29 protein-coding genes are annotated in these 26,238 nt (G+C 73.2%); 12 read left to right on the plus strand and 17 right to left on the minus strand.

Going from position 1 to position 26,238, the window contains the following annotated elements; all coding sequences use genetic code 11:
* Positions 1-18: 18 nt before the first annotated feature.
* A complete protein-coding gene (locus tag AAEP86_RS03485) occupies positions 19-990 on the minus strand; it encodes an NAD-dependent epimerase/dehydratase family protein (protein WP_420369160.1) in 972 nt (323 codons plus the stop codon).
* Positions 991-1,068: 78 nt separating this feature from the next.
* On the opposite strand from AAEP86_RS03485, the gene AAEP86_RS03490 reads away from it, so the two are divergent.
* Positions 1,069-1,911: an exodeoxyribonuclease VII large subunit gene (locus tag AAEP86_RS03490; RefSeq protein WP_420369161.1), complete on the plus strand. Its 843-nt coding sequence runs from the start codon at positions 1,069-1,071 to the stop codon at positions 1,909-1,911.
* A gap of 73 nt (positions 1,912-1,984) precedes the next feature.
* Here AAEP86_RS03490 and AAEP86_RS03495 read toward each other — a convergent pair whose 3' ends face one another.
* Positions 1,985-2,470, minus strand: coding sequence for a DUF4126 family protein (locus AAEP86_RS03495; RefSeq protein WP_420369162.1), 486 nt, complete (start codon positions 2,468-2,470; stop codon positions 1,985-1,987).
* Positions 2,471-2,578: 108 nt separating this feature from the next.
* Between AAEP86_RS03495 and AAEP86_RS03500 the strand changes: the two genes are divergently transcribed.
* The 3 genes from AAEP86_RS03500 (at position 2,579) to AAEP86_RS03510 (ending at position 4,835) form a co-directional block, all read left to right on the plus strand.
* Entirely contained in the window at positions 2,579-3,226 is a 648-nt protein-coding gene (locus tag AAEP86_RS03500; RefSeq protein ID WP_420369163.1) for an SDR family oxidoreductase, read from the plus strand.
* Between the two features lie 4 nt (positions 3,227-3,230).
* The gene (locus AAEP86_RS03505; RefSeq protein ID WP_420369164.1) at positions 3,231-4,022 is read left to right on the plus strand and encodes an SDR family NAD(P)-dependent oxidoreductase; all 792 of its coding nucleotides are present in this window, start codon (positions 3,231-3,233) and stop codon (positions 4,020-4,022) included.
* A gap of 108 nt (positions 4,023-4,130) precedes the next feature.
* Positions 4,131-4,835: an alpha/beta fold hydrolase gene (locus tag AAEP86_RS03510; protein WP_420369165.1), complete on the plus strand. Its 705-nt coding sequence runs from the start codon at positions 4,131-4,133 to the stop codon at positions 4,833-4,835.
* Between the two features lie 13 nt (positions 4,836-4,848).
* Here the strand turns inward: AAEP86_RS03510 and AAEP86_RS03515 are convergent, their stop codons facing one another.
* The 4 genes from AAEP86_RS03515 to AAEP86_RS03530 all read right to left on the minus strand — a co-directional run bounded on the left by AAEP86_RS03515 (position 4,849) and on the right by AAEP86_RS03530 (position 7,469).
* On the minus strand, positions 4,849-5,787 hold the full coding sequence (locus tag AAEP86_RS03515; protein ID WP_420369166.1) for a helix-turn-helix transcriptional regulator: 939 nt from the start codon (positions 5,785-5,787) through the stop codon (positions 4,849-4,851).
* Between the two features lie 11 nt (positions 5,788-5,798).
* Positions 5,799-6,341 carry an AAA family ATPase gene (locus AAEP86_RS03520; RefSeq protein ID WP_420369167.1) on the minus strand — a complete coding sequence of 181 codons (543 nt, stop codon included), beginning with the start codon at positions 6,339-6,341 and terminating at the stop codon, positions 5,799-5,801.
* A gap of 64 nt (positions 6,342-6,405) precedes the next feature.
* Positions 6,406-6,933 (minus strand): hypothetical protein, encoded by a 528-nt coding sequence (locus AAEP86_RS03525; protein ID WP_420369168.1) that lies wholly within the window; start codon positions 6,931-6,933, stop codon positions 6,406-6,408.
* Between the two features lie 167 nt (positions 6,934-7,100).
* Positions 7,101-7,469, minus strand: a complete 369-nt coding sequence (locus AAEP86_RS03530; RefSeq protein ID WP_420369169.1) for a VOC family protein — start codon at positions 7,467-7,469, stop codon at positions 7,101-7,103.
* A 61-nt stretch (positions 7,470-7,530) separates the two neighbouring features.
* Between AAEP86_RS03530 and AAEP86_RS03535 the strand changes: the two genes are divergently transcribed.
* Positions 7,531-7,986, plus strand: a complete 456-nt coding sequence (locus AAEP86_RS03535; RefSeq protein ID WP_420369170.1) for a MarR family winged helix-turn-helix transcriptional regulator — start codon at positions 7,531-7,533, stop codon at positions 7,984-7,986.
* Between the two features lie 15 nt (positions 7,987-8,001).
* On the opposite strand, the gene AAEP86_RS03540 is transcribed toward AAEP86_RS03535, so the two are convergent.
* Positions 8,002-9,531, minus strand: coding sequence for an LCP family protein (locus AAEP86_RS03540; RefSeq protein WP_420369171.1), 1,530 nt, complete (start codon positions 9,529-9,531; stop codon positions 8,002-8,004).
* An 87-nt stretch (positions 9,532-9,618) separates the two neighbouring features.
* On the opposite strand from AAEP86_RS03540, the gene AAEP86_RS03545 reads away from it, so the two are divergent.
* Entirely contained in the window at positions 9,619-10,230 is a 612-nt protein-coding gene (locus tag AAEP86_RS03545) for a copper resistance CopC family protein (RefSeq protein ID WP_420370437.1), read from the plus strand.
* A gap of 60 nt (positions 10,231-10,290) precedes the next feature.
* Here AAEP86_RS03545 and AAEP86_RS03550 read toward each other — a convergent pair whose 3' ends face one another.
* On the minus strand, positions 10,291-11,244 hold the full coding sequence (locus AAEP86_RS03550; RefSeq protein WP_420369172.1) for a helix-turn-helix domain-containing protein: 954 nt from the start codon (positions 11,242-11,244) through the stop codon (positions 10,291-10,293).
* A 234-nt stretch (positions 11,245-11,478) separates the two neighbouring features.
* Between AAEP86_RS03550 and AAEP86_RS03555 the strand changes: the two genes are divergently transcribed.
* Together AAEP86_RS03555 and AAEP86_RS03560 are read left to right on the plus strand one after the other, a co-directional pair.
* On the plus strand, positions 11,479-11,631 hold the full coding sequence (locus AAEP86_RS03555; protein ID WP_420369173.1) for a hypothetical protein: 153 nt from the start codon (positions 11,479-11,481) through the stop codon (positions 11,629-11,631).
* Complete coding sequence (locus AAEP86_RS03560; RefSeq protein WP_420369174.1) at positions 11,628-12,251, plus strand: TetR/AcrR family transcriptional regulator; 624 nt, start codon at positions 11,628-11,630, stop codon at positions 12,249-12,251. Before AAEP86_RS03555 ends, AAEP86_RS03560 begins: the two co-directional genes overlap by 4 nt.
* Before the next feature lie 116 nt (positions 12,252-12,367).
* On the opposite strand, the gene AAEP86_RS03565 is transcribed toward AAEP86_RS03560, so the two are convergent.
* Genes AAEP86_RS03565 through AAEP86_RS03585 form a run of 5 tightly spaced genes read right to left on the minus strand, consistent with a single transcriptional unit; the run spans position 12,368 to position 17,633 of the window.
* Positions 12,368-13,216 carry a formate/nitrite transporter family protein gene (locus AAEP86_RS03565; RefSeq protein WP_420369175.1) on the minus strand — a complete coding sequence of 283 codons (849 nt, stop codon included), beginning with the start codon at positions 13,214-13,216 and terminating at the stop codon, positions 12,368-12,370.
* Entirely contained in the window at positions 13,213-14,337 is a 1,125-nt protein-coding gene (locus AAEP86_RS03570; RefSeq protein WP_420369176.1) for an AI-2E family transporter, read from the minus strand. Before AAEP86_RS03570 ends, AAEP86_RS03565 begins: the two co-directional genes overlap by 4 nt.
* Positions 14,334-15,416 carry a Brp/Blh family beta-carotene 15,15'-dioxygenase gene (locus AAEP86_RS03575; RefSeq protein ID WP_420369177.1) on the minus strand — a complete coding sequence of 361 codons (1,083 nt, stop codon included), beginning with the start codon at positions 15,414-15,416 and terminating at the stop codon, positions 14,334-14,336. The genes AAEP86_RS03570 and AAEP86_RS03575 overlap by 4 nt, the downstream gene beginning before the upstream one ends.
* The gene (locus AAEP86_RS03580) at positions 15,413-16,750 is read right to left on the minus strand and encodes a lycopene cyclase family protein (protein WP_420369178.1); all 1,338 of its coding nucleotides are present in this window, start codon (positions 16,748-16,750) and stop codon (positions 15,413-15,415) included. The genes AAEP86_RS03575 and AAEP86_RS03580 overlap by 4 nt, the downstream gene beginning before the upstream one ends.
* Entirely contained in the window at positions 16,728-17,633 is a 906-nt protein-coding gene (locus AAEP86_RS03585) for a bacteriorhodopsin (protein WP_420369179.1), read from the minus strand. The genes AAEP86_RS03580 and AAEP86_RS03585 overlap by 23 nt, the downstream gene beginning before the upstream one ends.
* A 190-nt stretch (positions 17,634-17,823) precedes the next feature.
* On the opposite strand from AAEP86_RS03585, the gene AAEP86_RS03590 reads away from it, so the two are divergent.
* Both AAEP86_RS03590 and AAEP86_RS03595 read left to right on the plus strand, forming a co-directional pair.
* Positions 17,824-18,474: a DNA-binding response regulator gene (locus AAEP86_RS03590; RefSeq protein ID WP_420369180.1), complete on the plus strand. Its 651-nt coding sequence runs from the start codon at positions 17,824-17,826 to the stop codon at positions 18,472-18,474.
* 9 nt (positions 18,475-18,483) lie between these two features.
* Positions 18,484-18,969, plus strand: coding sequence for a MarR family transcriptional regulator (locus AAEP86_RS03595; RefSeq protein ID WP_420369181.1), 486 nt, complete (start codon positions 18,484-18,486; stop codon positions 18,967-18,969).
* 43 nt (positions 18,970-19,012) lie between these two features.
* On the opposite strand, the gene AAEP86_RS03600 is transcribed toward AAEP86_RS03595, so the two are convergent.
* The 4 genes from AAEP86_RS03600 to AAEP86_RS03615 all read right to left on the minus strand — a co-directional run bounded on the left by AAEP86_RS03600 (position 19,013) and on the right by AAEP86_RS03615 (position 23,153).
* Complete coding sequence (locus AAEP86_RS03600) at positions 19,013-20,725, minus strand: endo-1,4-beta-xylanase (protein WP_420369182.1); 1,713 nt, start codon at positions 20,723-20,725, stop codon at positions 19,013-19,015.
* 155 nt (positions 20,726-20,880) lie between these two features.
* Positions 20,881-21,291: an NAD(+)--rifampin ADP-ribosyltransferase gene (gene arr, locus AAEP86_RS03605; protein ID WP_420369183.1), complete on the minus strand. Its 411-nt coding sequence runs from the start codon at positions 21,289-21,291 to the stop codon at positions 20,881-20,883.
* Complete coding sequence (locus tag AAEP86_RS03610) at positions 21,291-21,893, minus strand: TetR family transcriptional regulator (protein ID WP_420369184.1); 603 nt, start codon at positions 21,891-21,893, stop codon at positions 21,291-21,293. The genes arr and AAEP86_RS03610 overlap by 1 nt, the downstream gene beginning before the upstream one ends.
* Before the next feature lie 36 nt (positions 21,894-21,929).
* Positions 21,930-23,153 (minus strand): MFS transporter, encoded by a 1,224-nt coding sequence (locus AAEP86_RS03615; RefSeq protein WP_420369185.1) that lies wholly within the window; start codon positions 23,151-23,153, stop codon positions 21,930-21,932.
* Between the two features lie 258 nt (positions 23,154-23,411).
* Here AAEP86_RS03615 and AAEP86_RS03620 point away from each other — a divergent pair, with 258 nt between their 5' ends.
* Both AAEP86_RS03620 and AAEP86_RS03625 read left to right on the plus strand, forming a co-directional pair.
* On the plus strand, positions 23,412-24,314 hold the full coding sequence (locus AAEP86_RS03620) for an alpha/beta fold hydrolase (RefSeq protein WP_420369186.1): 903 nt from the start codon (positions 23,412-23,414) through the stop codon (positions 24,312-24,314).
* A 571-nt stretch (positions 24,315-24,885) separates the two neighbouring features.
* Positions 24,886-26,229, plus strand: coding sequence for a hypothetical protein (locus AAEP86_RS03625; RefSeq protein WP_420369187.1), 1,344 nt, complete (start codon positions 24,886-24,888; stop codon positions 26,227-26,229).
* Positions 26,230-26,238 lie beyond the last annotated feature (9 nt).

The following is a 26,238-nucleotide window of genomic DNA, read 5'->3' on the forward strand; positions in this document are numbered from 1 at the left end:
GTGGACCCGTGAGCCGCGTCACACGACCAGGGGAGCCGCCGTCTCGACCCGGTCGTGCTCGACGAGCCACCGGACCGCGTCGAGCACCGTCTCCTCGGCGGTGAACGCCGGGCGGTAGCCGAGCACCCGCGCCGGCTTCTCGGTGCTGAACACCTGGCTGCGCGAGAGGTGCTCCCAGCTGGCGTCGGCGTGCTCGGGAGCCGTGGTCCCACGGAACCGGTCCCACGGGACGGACTCGAGCCGCGCCTCCTGGCCGAACCAGGACGCTGCGAGCCGCGCGTACCCGCGGACGGTGAGTGCGGTCGGCGCCGTGATGAAGAAGTCCTCGCCGACGGCCCGCTCCCGGTGCTCGACCGCGAGCTGGAACGCCTGGGCGACGTCGTCGGCGTGCACGTGGGCCATCGTCTCGGCGCCGAGGCCGGGGACCTCGACCACTGCGCCGGACGACAGCCGCGCGAGCACGGAGGTGTTCAGGTTGCCGAGCGGGCCGATCGGCACCCAGCCGGGCCCACTGATGTGCCCGGGGTGGATCGATGTCGTCTCGACACCGCCAGAGGCGGTTTCCTGCTTGAGCATCCGGGCGATGGCGTCCTTCTGGGTGCCGTACTCGCCGAAGGGTGCGGTCGCGTTCTCCTCCGTGATCGGCAGCACGTCCGACACACCGGCCCGCCAGATCGACCCGCAGTGCACGAGGTGCGTGCCGGTCCCGCGGAGCGCGGCGACCAGCGCCTCGGCGGAGGCGAGCGTGAAGCAGACGAGGTCGACGACCGCGTCGGCCCGGAGCCCGACGATGCGCTCCCCGAAGGTGCCGTCACGGTCCTCCTGCTCGCGGTCCGCGACGACCTGCTCGACCTGCTGCCACTCCGCGGCGTCGGCGTAGGGGGTGCTGGTGCCGCGGCTGATCGTGACGACCTCGTGGCCGGCGCGGACGAGACGGGGGACGAGGAACGTGCCGATGTGGCCGGTGGCTCCGATGACGACGATGCGCATGTCGGTCACGCTAGGCGCACGACGCTGAGGGCGACTGCGGTACGCTCACGACGGCCTGTACTCCGGGGGGAACACGACGTGTACGCCACGCACCAGCAGCTCATGGACGTCCTGCCCGGCCGGATCCGGCGCATCCACCTCGTCAGCGGGCCGCAGTCGCAGGCCCGCCTGGACTTCACCGACCCGCTGCTCCGGCCGCACCGCGAGATGGTCGAACACCACTTCGTGCCCCTCGAGGCGGCCGGTTCCGCCGCTGCCCTCGCCCGCACCATCGAGGCGTTGCCGGTGACCGACGACGCCGTCGTCGTGCTCACCCGCGGCGGCGGGGACCTCAGCGTCTTCGACGACGCCGCAGTGACCGCCGCCGTCCGCATGTCCCTGCTGCCCGTCGTCACCGCCGTCGGGCACACGTCGGACCGGACACGGGCCGAGGAGGTCGCGGACGCGAGCCTCCCCACCCCCAGCCGGGCCGGCGAGGCGATGAAGCGGGTCCTCGCTGCCCAGTGGCACGAACGGAACCGATCCGCTCGGATACCGCCGGTGCCCGAGCCCGTCGCGCGATCCCCACGCGTCACCCCGGTCCCGCCGGTGCAGACGATGCGGCCGACGCTGACACCGCCGCCGTACGCACCGCCGTCGTTCCCGGTGCACACAGCCCCGCCGATGCCGTCGTACCCGATCCGCGCTCGCCGGTCGAACCCCCTGGCCACCGCTTCCGTGGTCCTCGGCGTCGTGTCGATGTTCACGCTGGGCGGTCTCGGGATCGGAGCGATCGTCGGCACGGTCCTCGGTCTCGTCGCCCTGCGCGACGCTCCCCGCACGGCGGCGGTCTGGGGCGTCGTCCTGAACGGACTCTGCCTCGTCGGGATCGCAGCCGCGGTGGCGGCACTCGTTGCTGTCGGGAGCAGCACGCGCACCTGAGGCTCGCGGGTGACCTCACCAGGAGGAAACGGTCGCGCCCGCTGTCGGACGCGACCGTTCCCGTGGACCGACGTCAGTCGGCGGTGACCACCTTGACGGAACCGGCGATCGTCGCGGCGTCCTCGGCGAGCGCGACGACCGGGTCGGGCAGACCCGTGGCACCCACGGCCTTGCGCGCCGCCCAGCCGACGAAGCTGCCGACCAGGGCGCCGAGGCCGCCGAGGATCGCGCCCTCGATGCGGAGGTCCCGCTTGCCGGTCGTCCCGAGCGCGGCACCGGCGAGCGCGCCGGACGCCACGCGACCGACGAGCCCGGCGGGGGAGATGCGGTTCGGCGTCTTCGGGAGCTTGTCGCCGATGAGCTCGCCGACGGCGGACGCGACGAGGGCGCCCCGGCCGAGCGGCGTGCTGAACACCTTCCAGTCCTGCCACGCCCCCTTCAGCGAGGAGCGGTCGTGGTTCAGCGCCATGACCGCGAGCGGGGTGGCACTCCGTCCACCGCTGAGGATGCCCAGCACCAGGGTGCGGACCAGGGTGTGCTGCTCGTTCTTCTTGCCCATGGGTTCTCCTGTCGTCTTCGGTTCGGACGGTACTCCGGCCCGCCTCGGACACCCGCGGGTGGGGCGGCGTCCCCCGTCCGCCGAGCCGCAGCGAGTAGCGTCCGCCGCATGAGCAACGTCATCCTCTTCGGCGGCCACGGCAAGGTCGCACTCCTCGCCACCCGCATCCTCACCGACCGCGGCCACACCGTCACCTCGGTCATCCGCGACGCCGGTCAGTCCGACGAGGTCCGCGCGCACGGCGGTGAGCCGCGGGTGGCCGACATCCAGCAGCAGACGCTCACCGACTTCGCCGAGCTGGTGCACGGGCACGACGCCGTCGTGTGGTCCGCGGGCGCCGGTGGCGGGTCCGCCGACCGGACCTGGGCGATCGACCGTGACGCGGCGATCCTGTCCGTCCAGGGAACGGCGAAGGCCGGCGTCGACCGGTACGTGATGGTGTCCTGGTCCGGGTCGGTCCTCGACCACGGTGTCCCGCAGGACGACGACTTCTTCGCCTACGCCCAGTCCAAGATGGTCGCGGACGCCGTGGTGCGGGACTCCGGCCTCCGCTGGACGGTCGTCGCGCCGAGCACGTTGACCGACGACGAGCCGACCGGGTCGGTCGGCTGGGACGGTTCCTCCGGGCAGGTGCCGCGCGGTGACGTCGCGCACGTCGTCGCCGACGCGCTCGAGAGCGACGCCGCGGTCGGCAGGACGCTGCGCTTCACCGGCGGGGCGACGCCGATCGCCGACTTCGTCCGGTCCGGGGACTGACACGGTGGCACGGAACCCCGCACCGTTCCGCGGTCGCCTCGCGGTCGTCACCGGCGCGAGCGGCGGCATCGGCGAGTCCCTCGCGGAGGGACTCGCCGCCGAGGGCGCCGACCTGGTCCTCGTCGCCCGTTCCGCCGACAAGCTGGAGGCGATCGCCGCCCGACTCGGTACGCGGTACGGCGTGACGGTCACGACGCACACTGCCGACCTGGCCACCGAGTCCGGGGTGGACGGAGTGGTGTCGGCCCTCGACGGCGTCCGCGTCGACGTCCTCGTCGCCAACGCCGGGTTCGCCTGGCACGGCGAGTTCGCCGACCAGCCGGAGGAGAACATCGTCCGGCAGATCGCGCTCAACCAGACGGCGCTCGTGCGGCTGACCCGGACGTTCCTGCCCGACATGCTCGCCCGCGGGGTCGGCGGCGTGATGACCGTCGCGTCGACGGCCGCGTTCCAGCCGACGCCGTCCATGGCCGTCTACGGGGCGACGAAGGCGTTCGTGCTCTCCTTCACCGAGGCGCTCTGGCAGGAGACCCGGGGAAGCGGTGTCCGCGTCCTCGCGCTCTGCCCCGGGCCCACCGAGACCGGGTTCTTCGACGCGGCCGGGGGCGACTCGTTCCTGCAGGACGGGCGGCAGACGCCCGACGAGGTCGCCCGCGTGGGTCTGACGGCGTTCGCGCGGAACGGGGGCCCGACGGTGGTGTCCGGCGCGCGGAACAGCCTGGTCGCCAGTGCGCACCGGTTCTTCCCGCGCGGGCTGATGGTCCGGGTGTCCGCGAAGGCCGTCGCCGGAGACTGACGCCGGGCGGCCCGGGACGCGCACGGCACGCACACGGCACGCACACCGCACAGGACGCCCTGAGCGAACCGACCGCCGACCGCCCGCGCCGCCGCCTAGCCTCGGCCCATGGCGAACCCGACGGTCCTGTTCGTGCACGGTGCGCTCGTCCGTGACGGCGCCTGGTGGTGGTCACCGACCGCCGACCTGCTCCGGCGGGACGCCGGCATCGAGAGCCGCGCCCTGGCCCTGCCGTCCTGCGGCGAGACCGACGAGGTGGGCGGCCTGCGGGAGGACGCGGCGGCACTCCGACGCGCACTCGACGAGCTCGGATCGGTGGTCCTGGTCGGCCACTCCTACGGCGGGACCGTGATCGCCGAGGCCGGCCCGCACCCGGCGGTCCGGAACCTGCTGCTCGTGTCGTCCTACACGCCGCCGACCGGCGCCACGCAGGGGTCGATCATGTCCGGCGAACCGGACCCGGTCACGATCCGGCCGGACGACGCCGGCCGGGTCGAGCTCGACGGGTACGACGCCGCACGCTTCGGTGCGCGCTTCCTGCAGGACGCCGAAGACGCGCTCGAGCGGGGCGCGTGGGAGCGGGTGACCGCACAGGACGTCCGCGCGTTCGGCACGCCGACGACTGCCACGGGCTGGGCGGACGTGGACTCGACCGCCCTGGTCTGCACGGGCGACCGCTCCACCTCCGTCGCGCTGCAGCGTGCGCACGCCTCCCGAGCCACGAGGGCCATCGAGGTGCCGACCGGTCACCACCCGTTCCTCACGCGTCCCGACCTGGTGGCGGCCGAGGTCGAGGCGTTCCTGCGGCGCTGACCGGCCGGAGGCGTCACTGTCGACGCGCGGCCTGCCAGGTCTCGCGTGGCAGCACCCCGAACTCGTCGCGGTAGCTGCCCGCGAAGCGCCCCAGGTGCGCGAAGCCGGCCGCTCGTGCGATCTCGGCGATGCCGCGCCCGTCACCGGACTCGAGCTGTTCCCGCGCGAGCAGCAGTCGGATGCGCCGCAGGTACGTCGTGGGCGTGATGCCGTGGTGGCGTCGGAAGGCCTCCTGCAGCCCGCGGACGCTGAGACCGGCCGCCTCGGCGACGTCCTCGACCGTGATCTGCTCGGTGGCGTGGTCGAGCAGGAACGACTCGGCGCGCGCGAACCGGGCGGCGGCGGCGGTGCGGGGCTCGTGCTGTCCGACCGGCCAGTGCGGGATCGCGGTGAGCAAGCCGCTGGCGGCGAACCTGGCGAGCTCCCGCTCGCGGTCGGCCGGTACCTCGGCGGGGCCGCGCAGGACCTCCGCCGCGACGGCACGCACCATCAGCCACCAGGCGGCGAGCGCCGGCCCCTCGGGGATGTGGTGCGGCCGGAACTCGAGTGGACCGGGCTGCCACGCGCCGCGTTCGGCCGCGACCTGCTCGACGACCGCGCGGTCGATGCGGATGAGGTCGAGCTGGAAGTCGTCCCACCGTGCGGTCTGCGGGTCGTGGCGGAACAGGACGGGGCGACCGGTCTTCACCGGTTCGCCGTCGACCTGGCCGTCGCCGGACTTCACCCAGAAGACGGTCATCGCGGTCTCCGCCTGGACGTCGGCGGAGACGGTGCCCGCACACGCCAGCGAGACGAGCGAGAGCAGGTTCGTGCCGCGTCGCCGCACCTCGAAGCCACGCTCCGGGGCGAGGCCCTCGACGCGGGCGCCGCGGACGTCCGGCAGCCGCTCGACGAGCTCCGCCGCGGCCGACGGGTCGGCGGCCTGCACGGACCACTGCGTGCGCTGCAGCATCCCGGCCACGGTCAGCTCCGTCCCACCGGTGCGGTGCGCAGGACCGAGGCCGCGATCTGCTCGGCGGCCTGCGCCGCTGAGGCGCGGGTCGTGTCGACGACCTCGGCCGCCGCGTGCAGCCAGGTGCGGGCGGCCTCGGCGTACGGTTCGACCCGGCTGAGGCGGAACGTCGACGGCCCGAGGTCGGTGTCGTGCTCGATGCGGTGTCGCAGGGTCGTCTGGTCGGTGTGCAGCACGAAGTGCCGGACGGGGATCCCGTGCCGGGCGAGACCGTCGGCGATCTCCCGCCAGTAGCGCTGGACCAGGACCGTCTGCGGCATGACGAGGGTCCCGCCGACGTAGTCGAGGACCTGCCGGGCGGTCTCCACGACGAGCGGCCGCCACGGGTCCCAGTGCTGGAAGTCGTCGGTCGCGCGCAGGGTCGGGCGGACGTCCATGAGCGTCTCGCCGACCTTCTCCGGGTCGAGCACGCGCGCGTCCGGCAGGAGCGGCTGCAGGAGCCTGCTCGTCGTCGTCTTCCCGACGCCGTGGGTGCCGTTCAGCCACACGATCATGCTCGGACCGTAGCGCACGATCGCCGCCGCCGGGGGGCACCGCCACAACCTGCCGCGGGACGCGTCAGTCCAGCGCGGTCCGGACCGGCTCCACGACGTCGCGGTGCCGGAGTGCCGTGACGCACGGGAAGCAGAGGACGTCACCTCCGCGGACGTCGGACGGCATCGGCGCTGGCAGGCGTCGGAACGGACCGCCCGGCGTCCGGTCCGCCCGCTGCACGACGTGCGCCGGCATGGCCGGAGCGGTGCTGATCCGCCCGATCAGACGCACCTGGTCGAGCACGGCGCCCGGTGGCAGGGTCGCGTCGAGCTCGAGCAGGACGGCCCCGGTCCTGGGTCGTCGGACCCGCACGACCATCACCACCGCGACGCTCATCTCGTGCGGCGTCCACCCGCCGGGCCGGTGGCGCGGCGGCGCCCCGTCGGCGGTGTGCACGCACGGCGTCCCCGCGAGCTCGGCGAGGCGCAGCATCGAGACACCGGCGACGACGACGTCATCGGTGGTCACGCTGGTGTGCGCGGGCCACGAGGACGGGTCAGCGGGGTCGGGGAGCGACGCGCGGAGCGTCGGCAGGATCGTGGTGAGGGTCACCCCCTCACGGTGCGCCGGACGGCGCGCCGGCGGGCTCGTCCTGACGGAACCCGTGCGCCGCCGCCCCGGATCCGGACGCGCTCCTGACGGGAGGCGCGGTGCGCGTCCGACGCGCACCGCGCCTCCCGTCCCGTCCCGCGTCCCGACCGCGCCCCGGTCGGGCCCGGTCAGGCCCGGTCGTGCAGCGTGACGTGGTAGCCGTCGGGGTCGGCGAACGTGAACGTCCGCCCGAAGGGACCGTCGACCGGCGCGGCCACGATGGTGTGGCCGTCGGCGACGAGCGCGTCGTGGATCTCCTGCACGTCGGTGGCGTGCAGCCAGATCGCGGCCCCGACGCCGGGACGGGGCGCGGCGTCGAGGTCGGTGCCGGGGACGACGTCCCGCAGGGCGAACGCGAAGGGTGTCGTCGTGAAGACGACGGCGTGCGGCGGGCCCGCCGGCGACCGGACGAGTCCGAGGTACTGCTCGTAGAAGGCCTGCGACGCCGCGAGGTCGCGCGCCTGGAGGGAGATGAAGTCGGGTCCGGTGACGGGCATGAGGGCTCCTTGTCGTTGTGTCAGTCTTCTGACACGGAGCAATCTATGTCAGACTACTGACATGAGTCAACACGGCGAGGGGATCGACCTCGACACGTCCCTCGGGTACCTGCTGAAGGAGGCGTCCAGCGCCCTCCGGACCGCGATGGAGTCCGTGCTGCGGCCGCTCGGCATGACCATGACGCAGTACTCGTGCCTCGAGCTGCTGGCCCAGCGACCCGGCCTGTCGGGCTCCGAGCTCGCCCGCGGCGCGTTCGTCACGCGACAGTCGATGCACGTGCTGCTGCAGGCACTCGAACGCGACGGTCTCGTGAGTCGGCCGGCCGAGGCCCCCGTCGGCAAGGTCCTGCCGACGCAGCTGACGGCCGCCGGACGGCGGCAGCTCGCTCGCGCGTCGGCAGCCGTGCGGGGGGTCGAGGTGCGGATGACGAGCGGCATGACCGACGACGAGCGGGCGGCCGCACTCAGGGCGCTGCGGAGCATGGTCGACGCGCTGCGCAGCGACCCGGCCCGGTGACCCGGGCGCCCGGCGCTAGTTGATGCAGGTCCCCTGGTCGCCGTAGGCGTTGCCGACGGGCTTCGACGACGGCGTGCTCGCGGTCGCCGGGGTGTGCTGCGACCGGCTCGGCGCCGTTCCGCTGCCCGAGCCCCCGGCCGATCCGCCGGGCGTCGACGTGGTGGTCCCGGCGGCCGGAGCGCTCGTCGAGGTCGTGGCGACGGTGTGACCGTCGGTCCCGAGCACGAGGGTGACACCGGTCGCGGTGGTGGACAGCACCGGCGTCGCCCCCGGGACGACGTCCGCCACGGCCTTCGCCTGCGCCTCGGACCCCTTCGGGTACTCGACCACGGTCGTGCTCGTCGTGGTGGTGTCCGACGGGGCGCCGACGACGAAGCCCTCCGCGGTCAGCGCGGTCGACGCCGCCGTCGCACCGCCCTGGGTCGAGCCGCCGTTCTGCACCGACACGTGGACGGTCGACGGGGCGGCCGGCTTCGCCGCGGTGTACGCGGCCGGGGTCCCGACGATGCTCTGGATGAAGGCCGGCATCGCGGCGAAGTCGACGGCCACCGTGGAGTACCCGTCGATGGTCGGGGTCCCGGCGGTCGGGATCGTCGTCGAGCGGATCGCCGACAGGTCGATGCTCCGGAACGTGTCGACGAGGCTCGGGATGCTCAGCCCGTCGTCGATCTGGACCGCGTCGCCGACGCCGTGCAGGAGGTTCGAGACCTTCACCGGATTGAGGAGCGTGTTGGCGGAGAGCGCCATCCGCGCCTCCTGCGACAGGAAGTACTGCTGCCGGACCTCGCGGTCGAGGTCACCGCGCGGCAGGCCGTCCCGCTGTCGGACGAAGGACAGCGCCTGGGACGCGTCGAGCGTCGACTTCCCGGCCGGCAGGTCGACGTTCGAGTTGGAGTCGTGCACGGCATGGTTCAGGCACACGTCCACCGGGCCGAGTGCCTTGACCAGCTGGTAGAAACCGAGCAGCGAGACCCGCACGAAGTGGTCGATCGACAGACCGCTCACGTTCTCGATCGTCTGGATGAGCAGCCGCATGCCGCCGGCGTCCCCGCCGCCGTTCGCGGCACCGTCCGAGAACGCGCTGTTGAGCTTGAAGCTGCCGTGCCCGGGGATCTGCACCCACGAGTCACGGGGGAAGGAGATCATCGTCGCGCTGCCGCCGCCCGCCGGGATGTGCAGCACGATCATCGTGTCGGTGTTCGTCGCCCCGCCGTCCAGCTGCGTGCCGAGCTCGGCGAGCTCCTGGGGCGTGGCGTCGGCCGGCCGGTGGTCGTCGCCGACGAGCAGGATGTTCTGGGCCGCACCGTCGGCGTCGGGGGAGGACGACGCGTGCGGGAGCGCCACGTGCACCTTCGTCACGCTGTCGTCGAGCTGCCGGTACGACCACGCCGCGTACCCGCCGGTGAGGACGAGGGCCATCGCGACCACGCCACCGACGGTCCCGAGGACGGTGCGGACGACACCGCGTCGCTGGCGGCCGTGGCGGACGGGCGCCGGGTGCCCACTGGCGACCGGGTCGGGGGACTCGAGGAGGTCGTCGCTCATGGGGAGAACCTAGGGAACGACGCTGCAGAGGCGGCTGTGGTGCTCTGTGACGACGTTCAGCGACCGAGACCGTAGAGTTCCACGGTGATGCGCGCTCGTCGGTCCCCTCGTCGGGCCTCCCGTCCCCTCCTCGGCACGCTCGGGGCCGCCGCCGGTGTCCTCCTCGCCCTGGTCGTCGCGTCCCCGGCGTCGGCGCACGCCGGGCTCACCGCGAGCGACCCGGCCGAGGGAGCCTCCGTCCCCGACGACCTGCAGCGGGTCACGCTCACCTTCACCGAGGCCCCGCTGGCGGGCCTCGACGCCGGGCTGCGCATCGAAGTCCGGGACGCCTCCGGCACGGACGAGTCCTCCGGCGAGGTCGTCGTGCGCGACGCGACGATGTCGAAGGCGGTGGACCTCTCCGCCGGGCCGCACACGCTCCTGTGGCGGTACGTGTCGCCCGACGGGCACCCGATCGACGGACAGGTGGCCTTCACGGTTCGGGCAGCCGCACCCGTGACGCCCTCGACCTCCGCCTCGGCGGTCCCGACGCCGTCCGCCCCGTCGTCCGCCGCTGCCACCGCGCCGACCACGTCGTCCCACGCCGGCATGCCGGGCCACGGCTCGCCGTCCGGTGCCGTCCCGTGGGTGGTCGGAGGCGTCGTGGTGGTGCTGCTCGGCGCCGCCGCCGCGGTCGTCGTCCGTCGTCGTCGCGCCTGACACCGCACCCCCGCGCGGACCGTCGGTGACGCCGTCGGGACGTGTCGTGCCCGGCGTGCGTCAGTGGCGACGGCGGAGCGTGTCGCTCGGGTACTCGCCGAACTGCCGGGCGTAGGCACCGGAGAACCGTCCGGCGTGCGCGAAGCCCCACCGTCGGGCGACCTCGGCCACGCTGGCGGTGGTGGGGTCGCCCACGAGCAGCTCGTCGCGGATCCGCTCGAGCCGCACCCGACGCAGACAGGTGTTCGGGCTCTCGCCGACAGACCGGGCGAACGCGCTCTGCAACCCGCGGAGGCTCAACCCGACGTGTGCGGCGACGTCCGTCGACGTGATCGGCAGGTGCGCGTGCGCGTGGACGTACTCGACCGCCTCCCGGACGCGCGCGTTCCCGGGTGCGAACAGCACGGGCGGCAGGTCGACCGCCCGCACCGGGTAGAGGTCGAGGAGCGCGACGGCCGCGAGACGGCTCATCTCGGCCTGCAGCAACGGCGAGGCGTTGCGGTCCAGGGTCGTCGCCGAGATGAGGTGCACCGTCTGTCGCCACTGGCGCATCGCCGCGTCCGACGGGACGGCCCGGTGGTCGAAGAGCACCTGGCCGACGGCGAGGTCGCGGTCGGCGGCGAGCTCGTCGACCGCGGTCCGGCTCACCTGCACGAGCCGCTGGTCGTAGTCGGCGAACGCGAACTCGAACGCCGTGCTCGGCCAGAGCTGCGGGCGACCGTGCTCGAGGTGGACGGCGTCCCGCCCGGCGTCGAGCACACCGGTGCCGCGGTTGATCCACTGCACCACGAAGTCCGGTCCGGCCGGCATCTCGCCGACCAGGCGCCCGTCGAACTGCACGGCGCGCAGGGTCATGCCGGCGTCCCCGGCGGCCGAGTACCGGTACGAGAAGTCGAGGTCCGTCTCGTCCGCTTCCCAGGCGATCCCCGCATACGCCTCGGACAGGGTCGCGCGGGCCGCGGTGAGGTCGGTGCCGCGTTCGTCGACGCGGATCAGGGCAGGGCGGGTCGTCATGGGGATCACGCCGAGTGTCACACCCGCGCGGAGCGGACAGGCGCCGCTGTCCGGTAAGCGCGCCACCCAGAGCAGGGGACGCGGCGACGCCGGTGTCCGGTAGTCGTCACCACGGACCACGGCTGGCCGTTCGGTCGTCCGACTTCCGCCGCCGCCTTGGTGGATCACCCCCGCCGCCGTACCGTCGGGACCGTCCCGGTGCGTTCCGTCGCCGGTGCGATCGGAAGGACCCCCGTGCCGCAGACCCTCGCAGACCTCCGTCTGCTCCCGGACGAGTGGCGTCGCCGCGGGATGACGCCGCCGCACGTGCTCGACGCCATGGTCCGCGACCGGGTCGGCCGCGGTGTGCCGTCCGAGCCGACCTACGCCGACTTCTTCAGCGCGTGACGCCCCCGCTGCTCGCCGAGCCGTCGCTCGCCGACCCGTTCGAGGAGTCGACGGTCCAGCGTGCCGTCTCGTCGGCCGCCGACGTCCTGTTCACCCGGGACGGGGTGACCCCGACCACCCTCGAAGCCGTGGCGGACCGTGCGGACGTCCCGCTGGACGTGCTCACCGACGCGTACCCGACGAAGCAGGCACTGCTGGTCGCGGTCCTGCGACGGTGGCACGGCGGGTGGCAGGGGGCGCTCGACCGGATCGCCACCGAGGCCGACGGCCCCGTCGACGAGGTCCTCGCGGTGTTCTCCTACCTCGAGGAGTGCTTCGCCGACGACGACTGGCGCGGCTGCGCGTTCATCAACGGCCACGCCGAACTCGGGCGGCAGGACCCGCTGGTCGCGGTGCTCGTCCGGGAGCACTTCTCGACCATCCGTGCCCACCTCGTCGCGGTGTGCGCCCGGGCCGGGATCCCCGCCCACGTCGCCGGGGCCCTCACGCTCCTCGTCGAGGGCGCACGGGTCGACTCCGCCGTCCAGCGGTCGGCGGAGCCGGCGCGCACGGCGCGACTCGGTGCCGCCATGCTGATGTCCGTCTACACCACCTCCGACGAGGCGACGACCGCGCACTGACCGGTCCGTCACCCCACCGCTCGCCCCCTGCGGACGGGAGGCACGGTGCGGGCCGGCACCGCGCCTCCCGTCCGCACGTGGTGCGGTCCCGCCGGCCGAGGGGTCCGGCCGACCGGTCACGACCCGGACTGCTCCCGCGTCGACCGGCCGGGATCGGCCGACGACGTCCGTCGGCGGCCCTGCAGCAGGTCGGCCGACCGGACCAGCCGGAGCGCCGTGACGAGCACGACCCCGCCGAGCACGTTGCAGACGAGCGTGTAGCCGAACCAGGCCAGCCAGTCGCCGTAGCTGATGGACGCCCCGGCCTGGATCGCGCCGAAGACGAGCAGCGAGTCGAGGATCGAGTGGAACAGCTGCAGCCCGGACAGCAGGAAGCCGCCGATCATCGCGGCGACGATCTTCGCCGGGTCCGAGTCGGTGCCCTGCTGCATCCGGGTCACGAGGGTGATGGTGCTCCCGCCGAGGACGGCGAGCGCCGCCGTCTCGAGGCCGAAGGGTGCGTCGACGTAGTGCCGGGCCGCCTCCTCGAGGACCGGGTGCCACTGCGGGAAGGCCTGCACCACGATCCACATGAAGAGCCACCCGCCCGCCAGGTTGCTGACCAGCGTCCCCACCCAGAGACGGAGGAGCTGCCAGACCGTGCCCTGGCGGGCGATCAGGGCGGTGATGGGCAGGAGGAAGTTCTCGGTGAACAGCTCGCTGTGGGCGAGGTAGAGCGCGACCAGGCCGACGCCGAAGGCGAGGCCGGCGAGCAGGTGGTCACCGGTCGCGTCGAGCACCGCGAGGTAGGCCATGACGCCCAGGCCGACCTCGAGACCGCCCGCGAACCCGGTGGTGAGCACCACCCGGGTGGTGCGCTGCAGGCGTTCCGCGCCCTCCTCCACGACGGCGTCGAAGGACTCGTGGATCTCGTCCTCGACGGGCTCGTCGCTGTCGCCGAGCTCCCGACGGCGGTCGTCGCTCACGAGGTCGGCTCCGCGGCGTGCGGGATCGGCAGGGCGATCTCGACGTCCGGATCGTCCTGTCGGGCAGCGCGGATCATCGAGTTCGCGGTCGCCGCCAGCGGGACGGCGAAGAACCCTCCCGCGATCCCGCCGACGGTCGTCCCCGCGATGACGGCGACGAGGACGGCGAGCGGGTGCACGGCGACGACCGAGCCGGTCAGGAACGGGTGGAGGACCTGCCCCTCGAGCTGTTGGACGAGGACGACGACGCCGAGCATCACCAGTGCGATCACCCAGCCCTTGAAGAGCAGGGCGAGGAGCACGGCGACCGCCCCGGCCGCGAACGCGCCGACGACCGGGATGAAGGCACCGACGAAGACGACGACGCCGATCGGTCCCGCGAGCGGGACGCCGAGGAGGAACGCCCCGAGCGCGATCCCGATGGCGTCGGTCGCCGCGATGATCACCTGGACGCGGATGAAGTGGGTGAGGGTGGTCCACCCCGCTTCGCTGGCGGCGTGGAGTCGGTGCTGCGCCCGGCGCGGGAAGAGCGACACGATCCAGTCCCACATGTGCCGACCGCCGGTCAGGGCGAAGATCGTGACGAAGGTCACGATGAAGAGCCCCTCGCCGAGGTGGACGAGGGTGGCCCCGGCGACCACGACGCCCTGCTGCAGGGCGGCGCCGTGCTGCTCGACGAAGCCCCGGACGTCCCCGGTGTCGAGGTCGACGGCGGGCAGCCCGAACGGCGGGTGTCGCAGCAGGTCCTGCACGGTGCCGACGAGGGCCACGCTCCGGCGCTCCAGGTCCGGCAGCTGTTCGCTGACCCGCCAGACCACGAGGAACACCAGCACCGCGACACCGGCCACCAGCGACAGCAGCGCGGTGACGATGGCGAGCCACTTGGGCACGCCGTGCCGCTGCAGCAGCGCGCTGAAGGGGACGAGCAGCGCCGCGACCACGAGGCCGATGAGCAGCGGGACGACGACGTTCGACAGGGTGGCCGCGATCCAGCCGGCCAGGCCGACGGCCGCCGCGATGACGAGCAGCCGGCCCGCGAACACCGCCCCGGTGCGCAATCCGGAGGAGGGAGGGGCCGGGAGCGACGGGGTCGCCGGTCCGGTCGATGCGGTGTCGGTCATGAGCCAGTCTCCTGCAGGACGGCACCGGGCGCACGGCGTCGCCAGGTGTGTTGGACGTGGTCCATCCACGTCACCACGACCGCGTGCGGGGTGGTGAGCGTGGCGATGAGGACGAGGTAGGTGCCGAGGTCGGCCCGGCGGAGGACGACGGCAAGCACCACGAGCATCGCGACGGCGATCGCGGTGATCGGCCATGCCTGCCTCACGAACCGTCCGAACGGGGCGCGGAGTCGGCCGTGGTGGAGGTGCGCCGCGGCGGTCGGGTCGGTCAGCTCGAGCCGCAGGATGTGCCGCACCGAGTGCCACAGGGTGAAGTAGAGGCCGACGGCGAGGACCGGCGGGACGACGGCGAAGAACACCAGGAGCACGGCGTCCTCGGCGGCCTGCCGCCAGACCGGTGCCCCCGAGCGCCGGACGGCGACGAGGTGGAGCACGACGAGTCCGAGCACGACGAGTCCGATGACGACGCGGACCGGGACCGGGACGCCCTCGGGCCCGGCGGTCGCGGCACCCGGACGGACCACCGAGGCCGTGCTCGACACGACCGCCGTCGCCGCGGCGGGGTGCGCTGCGAACGGGACGAGCATCGGGAGGGCGCCCCGGGTCACCAGGGTGACCGCGGAACCCACGCGTCCGGAAGCGCCGTCGTCGAGGAGCCGGTCGACGAACACGTCTCCCTGACCCCAGTGGAACCAGGTGACGGCGATGAACGCCGCGAAGCCGACGACCGGGTCGACGACCCAGAGCAGTGCCGTCGCCGACCCGACGACGAGGTACAGGACGACCACGACCGTGACCGAGCGGAGGGTGCTCGTCCCCGGCCGGAGTCGTGCGGGGACGAGGTGGTCGAGCGCGCCGTGCGGCAGGCCGAACACCAGGACGCTGACCGCGAAGGGGACGAGCTGCACCGGCACGGGCACCGAGCCGCCGGCCGCCGTCACCGCCGCGCACACGACGGCCACCAGGGCGAGGACGACCGTCACCGGGGCGAGCACGTGGTCGGCGACCCGGATGCGCAGCGCGGGCGGCACCTCGGTCGCCGTCCCGGGTGTCCGGACGCCGCGGACGAGCGCGGTCACGATCGGTTCCGACGGGACGGCCGGGGTTCCGCTCGTCGGCCACCCACCGGACGGTCGCGCGCACGACGGACGGCGTCGGTGCCGGTCCGCAGCAACGCCCGGAGGAAGGGGCGCTTCTGCAGCGCGAGGACGATGCGGAGGTCGTCGGCGAGCGAGGACCGCTCCGACAGGAACCGCACGACGAGGGGCCCGGGCAGGGCGAACAGGCGGCGGAACGCCTCCGGCGCCTCCTCGGGTCGGTCCCGCAGGAACCGCAGGAAGACGGCGTCGAGGAACCGGGTGCGCCGACGGTCGACGAGGGCGGGGACGGCGGTTCCGGCGAGCAGGTGCGCGGCGACGTCCGCACTGTGCCGGTTGCTGCGCGCGAACCCGTACCCGCTGCTCGGTCGGGTCGTGCCGACGACCGTCGCGTCCCGGGCGTCCCCGACGGGGTGCCAGCGCCGGTCCTCCGCGCCGGTCAGTGCGACGGGCGGGACGTCGGTCATCGGGATGCAGCCGTCCTCCTCATCCTCGACGCGCCACTCGTCGGGGCTGAGACCCCAGCGTCGCCGGACGTAGCGGTCGACCGCCGCGCGGTGATCGAACGCGTCGGCGTCGTCGGCCGTGAAGGTGGTGCTCTCGACGAGGGCGCGTGTTGCGGAGACGGGCAGGACGTAGACGAACCGCACGGCTCCGGCCTGGTCCTGCTCCGCGAAGTCCATGAGGGTCACGGTCGTCGGGTCGAAGACGGGGCGGTCGGTGGCGATCCACTGCCCGACGAACCGCTGGTGCAGCAGGACCCGCCCGGTCGGCGTGGTCGCCGGGCACCGCGGGCCGCGCGCGTCGAGGACGGACCCCGCCCGCACCCCGCCGTGCGGGGTCGCCACGGCGAACGCGTCGCCGTCGACCGCGACCCGCGACACCGGGGTCCCGCGGACCAGCACGACGGACGTCCCGGCGAGCCGGCGTTCGACCGCGGCACGTCGGTCCGCTGCCCGCACCAGGACGTACGGGTGCGCGGGGTCGGTCCCGGTGCTGGTCCCGCGGTCGGTCCGCACCTCCCAGCGCGACCAGGACGCCGACCGTGCTTCCGGCACCGGGTCGCTGCCGTCGTCCCACGAACACCACGACCGGGCGTCGTCCCCTGCCCGACCCTCGAGGACGAGCACGGACCGGTCGCTCCTGCCATCGGCCAGCCGTACGGCGGTCCCCAGGCCGGAGCACCCGCCGCCGACGACGGCGATGTCGACCACCGACGGGAGCACCCCGCCGACGGGCCCGGGGGCCGGAGCGTCGAACGCACCGGCCCCCGGGAGGACTGCGGGACCGAGGTCAGCGGCGACCACGGTGCTCACCACGCACCGCCGTGCCCGCGACCGTGGAGGCGGGGAGGATGCCGTCGGCCAGCTTCTCCGACGAGATCCAGAGCGACTCGGGGAGCGTGTCGACGCCGTCGCGGACGTCCTCGGCGGAGCGGAGCTTCGCGATCTTGTGGATCATCGAACCGAAGCCGACCTTGGCCACGATGTCCGCGGCGGAGAGGATGACCTGCATCCAGGTGATGACGGCGCCGCCGTGGCCCCAGCCCTGCAGGCCGAAGATGATCGGGTACGCCATCCAGGTGACGATCAGCAGGATGCCGGCGTTGCGGAGCGTGGCCGCAGCGGCGGTGCCACGCAGGTCACGACCACCCTTGACGACCACGTAGATCACCAGGACGTACAGGATGACCATGAAGACGCCGGAGATGATGCCCCAGAGCCAGAGGGCGCCCATGTTGGTGCCGGAGTCGATGACGACACCACCGATGAAGCCGGTGCTGATCATCAGGAACGCGGCCGCGATGCCGACCGCACGCAGGCGGCGGGCTGCGGCACCGGCGAGCGTCGCGACGGCCAGGAGCTCGATCACGAGCAGCGGGACGGTGACGGTCCAGTCGAAGTAGCGCGGCGCCCAGGACAGGATCGCGTTCGCGTTCGGGACCCACGAGTCGCCCTTGCGGTCGTACCCGAGCGCGAACTCGAGGACCAGCAGCACGTAGGACAGGAAGGCGATCCCCGTGATGCACATGCCGGCGTAGACGCCGGTGCGGTAGCGGCCGGTCACCTCACTCGACGAGACCCACGACTTCACGAAGAACGCGAAGAGCGCGAGTCCGGCGACGGAGAGCACGTAGACGATGATCGAGTGCTCCGCGAGCGACAGGGTCGCGTTCCACGGAGCCATTGCGTCGGACATGAGGGGCTTCCTTCCGGGTCGTGGCGGGCGCAGGTGCGCCGACCAGAGAAAACTTGCTCCTGGACAATGGTTCGCTTCCCAGGTGCTGCTGCGAACGGGGTACAACCCCGTCCGTACGGTGCAAGTACCGAACGAACCCGGCCCGTCGAGGGGCCGTGTCACCCCTAGGGGTGATCAGGAGAGGATCTTCATGTCCGAGCGCATCCGTGTCGCGCTCGTCAACGACTACGAACTCGTGCTGCGTGGTCTGGCGCACATGCTCGAGCCGTTCGCGGACCGGCTCGAGATCGTGCAGCTGGACGCCAGGAGCCGCGTCACCGTCGACGTCGACGTCGCCCTCTACGACACCTTCGCCCAGCCCGAACCCGACGACGAGGACGTGTCCCGTCTCGCCGCGAACCCGCGCATCCGGACCGTCGCGGTCTTCACGTGGAAGATGGACCGCGACCTGATCGCGGCGGCGGTGGCCCGCGGCGCGACGGGGTACTTCGCCAAGAGCCTGACCGGCGAGCAACTGGCCGACGGCCTGCTCCGGGTCGCTGCCGGTGACCGGGTCCTCGGCACACCCCGCCGGCGGGTCCCGAGCGGTCCCGGCGTCGACTGGCCCGGGCGGGAGCACGGCATCTCCGACCGGCAGTCCGAGATCCTCGCGCTCATCACCCAGGGCAAGCGGAACACCGAGATCGCGGAGCTCACCCACCTGAGTCCGAACACCGTGAAGACCCACATCCGTACCCTCTACAGCAAGATCGGCGCCCGGACGCGGGTCGAGGCGGCGCTGTGGGGCACCGAGCACGGGTTCCGCCCCGACCACCGCGGTATCGACCGGCTCGCGACGTAGGGTTGCGGGGTGGACGCGGACCCGACCCCCAGGACCGACCCGGACCCCGTCGTCGCCGCCTCGACCATCGGCCTCGGGATCGTCATCCGCACGCTCGCACCCGCGCTCGAGCAGGTCACCCTGCAGCAGTACCGCGTGCTCGTCCTCCTGGTCACACGGGGCCCGATGCGCGCCGGCGACCTCGCGACCGAGCTCGGCCTCCTGCCCTCCGGCACCACCCGCATCGTGGACCGCCTGGTCCGCGACGGCTTCGTCGAGAAGCACGTGAGCCGGACCAGCGGACGCGAGGTCACCGTGACCGCGCTCGAACGCTCGCAGGCCCTCGTCACCCACGTGCTGGACCGGCGGCAGGCCGAGTTCCTCGCGGTGCTGCGGCGGATGTCGTCCGAGGAGCGGACCGCGGTCCGACGTGCCGCCGAGGCGATCGTCCGGGTCGCCGACACCGGGCCGCTCCTCGACGCGGAGTTGCTGCTCGCCACCGGCGCCGGACGCTGACCGCGGGTCCGCCCGCCACCGGCCGCTCGGCCGGTCCCCGCCCTCAGCCGGCGAGCACCCTCCGGACCGCGTCGTACGCGGGGGTGGGCTCGCCGTCGTCGAACAGCAGGTCGTGCCCCTGCTGCAGCCCGCCGCCGTCGTCGGTCCACCAGTCGTAGCGGTCGTCGACGCCCCACGTCGTGTACGAGACGCAGGTCGCCGACCTCAGGCAGGTCCCGAGGACGGTGGCGTACTGCTCCGCCTGGGCCTCCTGCCCGCCGTCGTCGGTGACGTCGTTCTCGGAGATCCGGACCCGCAGCCCGGCGTCCCCGAAGTCGTCGAGCGTCGTCCGGAGGTCGTCGGCCGAGATCGCATCCGTGTCGAGGTCGTAGACGTGCGCCTGCAGGCCCACCCCGTCGATGTGCCCGCCCCGCGCGTTCGTGTCGAGCACGAGCCGGCGCAGGGCGTCCTGCCGGGGGCCCGGCACGTCGGCGCCGTTCTCGTTGACGAACTGCGCGACGTCCGGGTCGGCGTCGTGGACCGCGTCCGAGACGACCACCGGGTAGGTCGGCCCGAAGACCCGCAGCCACACGTTGTCCTGGAGGTCGGTGCCCTGGTCGGGGTCGAACGGTTCGTTGACGACGTCGAGCGAGTCGAGCCGGCCCCGGAAGTGCGTCACGACCGTCCGCACGTAGTCGAGCAGGGCCCGGGCGCTGGACCGGCGTTCCTCCGCCGAGTCGGTGGGGAGTTCCCGCATCCACCGGGGCATCGCCTCCGAGAAGGCGATGGTGTGCCCGTGCACAGCGATCCCCTTGCTCGCCGCGACGTCGAGGAGTGCGTCGGCCTCCGCGAAGGAGTACTCACCGCGCCGAGGCGAGAGCGCCTGCGGCTTCATCGCGTTCTCCGGCGTGAGGGCGCCGAAGTCCCCGACGAACGCACGCGCGTACTGCGCGTCCGAGGCCAACGGTCCGAGGGCGACCGCCGCACCGATGCGGAAGCCCGGCCGTGCGCGGGCGGCGAGGGCCTGCAGGCCGTCCGGGGACCGCTCCGCGTCCGCGACGGCCGGGCCCGCGGTGGACAGGGCGTCGCCCGCCGGCGCGGCGGCCGTGAACGACCGGACGCGGAACGACCCCGCGTCGCTCGACAACCCGAGCCACAGTGCGCCGGACCGGAACACGTCGCCGGACGGCAGGGAGGCGACGGTCCGCCCGCCGCTCGCCACCGCGAGCCGGTCGCCGGTGCGGGCGACGGAGAGCTCCGCCTCGGGGTCGTCGACCGTCACGTGCTCGTCGTGCGCCGGCCGAGGGTGCGTGGGGTCGCCGGCGCGCCTGCCGTCGAAGACCGTGATCCGGAGGTCGTCGCCTCGGAGGGTCAGGCGCACCCCCGCGGGTTCGATCCGGAACTCGTCGGCGATCACCGGCGGAGCGTCGGAGACGGCCACGGTCGCGTCCCCGTTCACGTCCGTGAACGCGACACCGAGGCGGAAGTCGTCCGGAGCCGACAGGTGCGTCCCGGCCAGGTCGAGCGGCGGGTCCGCCTGACCGCCTCCGCCGTCCTGCTCGACGATGCTCCTGCCCGTCGCGGCGACCCGGAGGCCGTCGTCGTCCGCGGTGACCCCCGGCACGTGCCGCCAGTCCTGGCGCAGCACGTCGACGACGGTGTCCCGCTCGACCGGCCCGCCGGTCGACGTGCACCCCGTCAGGGCGAGGAGGACGCCGACGGCCGCCACCACGCTGACGGGGCGCGGTCGCAGCCGGCGGACGCGTGCGGTGGACATGCAGAGAACCTACGCGACGCAGGGCGTCGCGTCGTGGTGGTGGCGGTGGCGGACCGGCCCCGGCCCGGAACGGGGTGCCGTGGCGGACGGGAGGCGCGTGGCGGCCCGGTGCCGCGCCTCCCGGCCGTCAGGGGGGTCCGGACCGGACCTGCCGCTCAGTTGATGATGTCGCCGCGTCGCTCCGGCGGGAGCGCGGTGAGGCGATCGCGCCACTGTTGCAGGGCCTCGGCGGACAACCTCGTCCAGTCGGTGACCTCCTCGACCACCCGCAGCGGGTGCGTGCTGCGGTACGAACGCGTGGGGTTGCCGGGGAACTTCTTGTCTGTGACGTTCGGGTCGTCCTCGAAGGCGCCCGTCGGTTCCACGCGGTACACCCGCGGCGTGCGCGGCTCGGATGCGAGTTCCGCGGCGAGCTCAGCGGCGAGACCGGCACCGTCGCGGAGCGCGGTGAAGTAGACGTGGTTCATCACGACGTCCGGCCGGTAGTTCGACCGGTACCCAGCGGACAGCAGGTCCCCGGGACCGAGGTCGGCGGTCGTGCCGTGGAAGAACGGGCCTGGTTCCATCAGCGCTCGGAGTCCGCGCTCGGGCGCAGGGCGCGGCGGGACAGTTCCACCAGGTGCTCCCGGTACCGCGCGCGCAGCGCGGGGGAGTCCGGCTCGTCGAGGACGAGCCGTGTGATCTGCGGAGCGGCGACGAACCAGCTCACCAGGCCCATGAGGGACAGCACGGCGAACGCCGGGTCGAGTGTCGGGTCCACCGACCCCTCGGCCTGCGCCCGGGCGACGGCTCCGGTCTTCTCGGCGTAGTGGTCACGCCGTTCGTCGAAGTCGGGCACCGCGTCGGGAGCGACGTGCAACGCCTCCTGCGAGACCAGCCGGAGGACGTCCGGGTTGGCCGTCATGAAGTCGAACAGGTCCCCGACGAAGTCGCCGACGTGGTCCGGTCGGAGCACCACCGCTTCGGCGAGCTCGGTCATCCGCGAGCGGAGGACGGCCGCGAACAGGGCTTCCTTGTCACCGAAGTACGAGTAGATCAGCGCCTTGCTGCTGTCCGCGTTCGCGGCGATGCGGTCGACCCGCGCTCCGGAGATGCCGTGGGTGGCGAACTCCTCGACCGCCGCACGGAAGATCCGGGCCGTCGTGTCAGCCCTGTCGTATCTGGTCACAGTCCATCCTGACCGGAGAACGCCGCGGTGCGCACGTCAAACGCCGTGGCCGAGCGCGGTCGGGAGGTCCCGGTCCCTCCGCCGGGTGACGAGCACCGCGACCACGCGGGCGACTCCCGCCACGGCGACGAGCGCGATCCCGAGCAGGCCCACCGCGGTCATCCCGCCGCGTTCGAACGCGATCGGTCCGAGCGTCGCTCCGAGCGAACCGCCGAGGAACACCGCCGTCATGAACATCGTGTTCGCCTGCGCGGCACCGGACGGGTTCGCCAGCAGCACGCGCCCCTGGTTCGCGGACTGCAGGAGCTGGTTCGCCCAGGTCACCACGAACACCGACGGGACGAACGCCCACACGAGCCGGTCGTCGATCGCGACCGTGAGCAGGGCGAGGAGCAGGACCACGAGGGACACGTTCACGATGCGGGCACTGCCGAGCCGCTGCACGGAGCGCGCCCCGACGAGCGTCAGGACGCCGGCGAGGAGTCCGACGACCCCGAACAGCCCGGCGCTCGTGGCGGTCCAGTGCAGCACACGGGTGAGGTGCAGCACCATCACGGTCCAGAGCGCGTTGAACGCGGCGAACCCGAAGAACTGGACGATCGCGCTCTCGAGCAGCACCCCGCTGGTGCCGACGCGACGCAGCGTCGCGAACAGGATGCGGTGGTAGGCGACCCGGTCCGCGACGGCCAGCTGACGAGGGATCACGCGGCGCACGAGGGGGAGGGAGAGCAGGACGAGGACGGCGAACAGCACCAGGACACCGCGCCAGCCGATCAGGGTCCCCACGGTGCCGGCGACGATGCGCCCACCGAAGATCCCGATGAGGAGCGAGCCGACGAGGGCGGACGTGGTGCTGTGCTTGGCGTCGTCCGGAGCGATCTTCGCGGCCGTCGGGATGATCAGCTGCGCGATGTTCGCGACGAACCCGACCGCGAAGAACCCGGCCGCGACGGAAGCCGCCCCCGGCAGGGCCGCTGTCACGAGCAGCCCCACCACGAGGAGGAGCATCTGCAGGCTGATCTGCGCGCGCGGCTGGAAGTGGTCGGCCAACGGGACGAGCAGGAAGATGCCGAGCGCGTACCCGAGCTGGACGGCGGTCGCGATCCCGCTCGCAGCCGCCGTGGACGCGCCGAGCTGACCGATGAAGTCGGTGAGCAGCGGCTGCGGCAGGTAGATGGTGCTCACCGCGATGGCCGTGACCACCGATAGCACGGCCAGGGACGGCCCCCAGGACGAGGTGGTTCGGACCGTTCGGGTCATGACGTACGCTCCTGCTCAACATTACTGACTGGTCAGAAGTCAAACAGGGAGGGAAGCGCGCGTCAACTGCAACAGCGGGCTCCTCGTCCCCACCGGTGGTCACCGCCTGACCTGCTCAACAGCGGGGCACTCGTGATGTGAACGACTGACCCGCTCGCGTCGGTGAGGATGCGTGGTTGCACGGTCGACCGGCGGCGGCGGAACGGCGACCATCCGTGCGGGCGGTACCGGCCCCGAACACGAGCAGACAGGAACACCATGACGATCGGCACGCACGAGAACCCGACCCTGGCCCCCGGGGAGCACTTCGCCGCGGTGAACGGCTTCACCCTCCACTACACGGTCCGCGGGTCGGGGCCCGTGCTCCTCCTGCCGTCGCCCGGCTGGGGTCCGTCGGTGCAGTCGTACATCCCGATGCCGGGGTTCGAGGATCGCTGGACGGTCGTGTACTTCGACACCCGCCACAGCGGGAAGTCGACCGGCCCGGAGGACGCGACCCAGTACACGCTCCAGCACTACATCGACGACATCGACGCTTTCCGCACCTACCTCGGGCAGGAGCAGGTGTTCATCGCCGGCCACTCCGCGGCCGGTCACCAGGCCCTGGCGTACGGCATCGCCCACAGCGACCGGCTGCTCGGCATCATCGCCATCGACGCGAACGTCGCGATCGACGACGTCCGGATGGGCGAGATGATCGGGCGTATCAACGCTCGCCGGAGCCGTCCGTTCTACCAGGAGCACGCCACGTACATCGACGACGCCATGGCGCTGATGAGCGGACAGGGTGGCGGCCCGCGTCCGTCGATCCAGGACGTCATCGCGGCGACCGGCGCGTTCTACTTCCACGACCCGGAGATCGCCGACGAGGTGTTCGGCACGATGGAGTTCGACGACGCCGTCCTCGCCTACTCAGAGGCCTCCGGCTTCCAGCGGGACGTCCTGCTGCCGGAACTCGCCAGGATCACCGTCCCGACCCTGCTCGTCTACGGGGACGACGACTTCCAGTGCGACCCCGTGTCGCAGGGACAGCGCGCGCACGATGCCCTGCCGGGATCCCGCTTCGAGGTCATCGCCGACGCCGGGCACATGCCGTGGGTGGAGCAGCCCGAGGCGTTCGCGGCGGTCGTCGCGGACTGGGCGGAGCAGGTGGGCGCCTAGCCCGTACCGGTGCACGGAACGCCCCGGCGGTCTCGCCGCCGGGGCGTTCCGCCGTCGTTCGAACCGGAGCGGGCGGTCCGGTCACCACTGGAGCGCGCTGCGGCGGTGCGGTCCCGTGTGGCCGGCGTGCTGCTCGCAGGAGATGCCGTAGACCTGCTCGCGGCAGGTCCGTCCCCGGGGCTGCGGTCGCGCCGAGCCGGTGTTCGGCGCCCGCGGGAGCTGCGCCTGCGGCCGCTCTGCTCGCCGCGTCGTCGCCCGAGCGGTCACGGGAGGGCCATCCGGGTGTGCTCGGAGTGGGTCGTCTCGACGTCGTCGCGCCCTGCGGCAGTGCTCACGATCGCTTCCTTCGGCTCGTGGAGTCGGGTCCGACTGCCACGATGACGGGCGCGCGATGAAGGGACGATGAACTGGTGCACGACTGCAGCGACGGCCGAGCCGGCTCCGCAGTCCCCGCTGCGGCGACGGCCGAGCCGGCTCCGCAATCCCACGGAAGCAAGGGTCCGCGCCCGCTCGTAGATTGCCGCTCATCACGTCCGCGCCGGCCTCGCCGCACGACCGATCGAGAGGCCGCATGCCCTTCCTCATGCCGGACCAGGGGACGACCGTCACGGCCGACCCGGGTTCGTTCCCGACGACCGACGGCACCGGCCGCACGCTCGGCTACGCACTCGTCGCGTTCGACCGCACCGGGATCGAGGCGCACGACCCGGACGGCGCCCCGACCGACCACCGCCCGAAGCGCCCGGGAGCACTCCGACGGGCCGCCCGACGCGTGTCCGACCGGGCCCTCGCCGCCGGTCCCGCCGACGAGCCTCCTACGACCGCGCCCGATGGCGACGAGCGGCGCCTGCTGAGCCTCGAACTCGCCGACCGACTCCGGCGAGCGCGCGACGACGGCGACCCCTACACCGACGTCTTCGTCGCGGCGCACGGCTGGCTCGTCGACTACGAAGAAGCGGTCGGCATGTACGACGCGTGGTTCGACGTGTGCGCCTCGGTGCGGCCCGGGCGCCTCGACCCCGACGCCCCGGGACGACCGATGGTGGTCGCCGTGCACTGGCCCAGCCAGCCGAACACACGGCGGGACCGGCACGCCGAGGACCCGATCCCGCTGCAGGACTTCCCGGCCGGTGCCGACGGGCAGGGTGCGCCGGAGCACCGGCCGAGCGTCCTCGACCTGGTCGACTCGGTCGTCCCGCTGGCGTCGTTCTGGCTGATGGAGCACCGGGCCTCGACCGTCGGGCGTCGCGGTGTCGCCGCCCTGCTGGCACTCCTGCAGGAGGCGGGCGGCCCCGACCTCCGCGTCCACCTGGCCGGCCACAGCTTCGGCGCCCGCGTGCTGGTCGAGGCGCTCACCGGCCGGTCCGGACGGGCCGTCGCCCCGGTCGACTCGCTGTTCCTCATCGAGGGAGCGGTGTCCGCATGGTCGTTCTGCACGGCGGCGGAGAACCCCTACGGCGACCCCGACGGAGCCAGTGTCGGTCTGGTCGCCGGCCACCGCGTGCGCGGCCCGGTCGTCGCGACGACCTCGCGCTTCGACCGGGCGCTCGGCAGGATGTTCCCCGCGGCCCACGGCGCCGAGGTCGCGGTCGCGCGCCTCCGTGGCTTGCGGTTCCCCTTCGGGCGGCTGCACGTCGCCGGCGACCCGGCCGTGCCACCTCGACTCGGCGCCCTGGGCATCTGGGGGTTCGCCGGGACCGTCGAACGCACCGCCGTCCTCCGCCGCGACACCACGACCGACTACGCCTTCCGACCTGGCGCGCTGCACCACCTGGTGGCGGACGCCGTGGTCGACCTCCGGCCCTCCGGCGGCAAGACCTGGGACGACCCGATCTCCGGGGCGCACGCCAACATCGTGCACCCGGCGCTCGCGGCCGCGTTCTGGCAGGCGGTGGAGGCGGCGCCCGCGAGGTGACCGCGACGA

It is taken from the genome of Curtobacterium sp. L1-20 (genome assembly GCF_048755855.1).
Taxonomy (GTDB): Bacteria; Actinomycetota; Actinomycetes; order Actinomycetales; family Microbacteriaceae; genus Curtobacterium.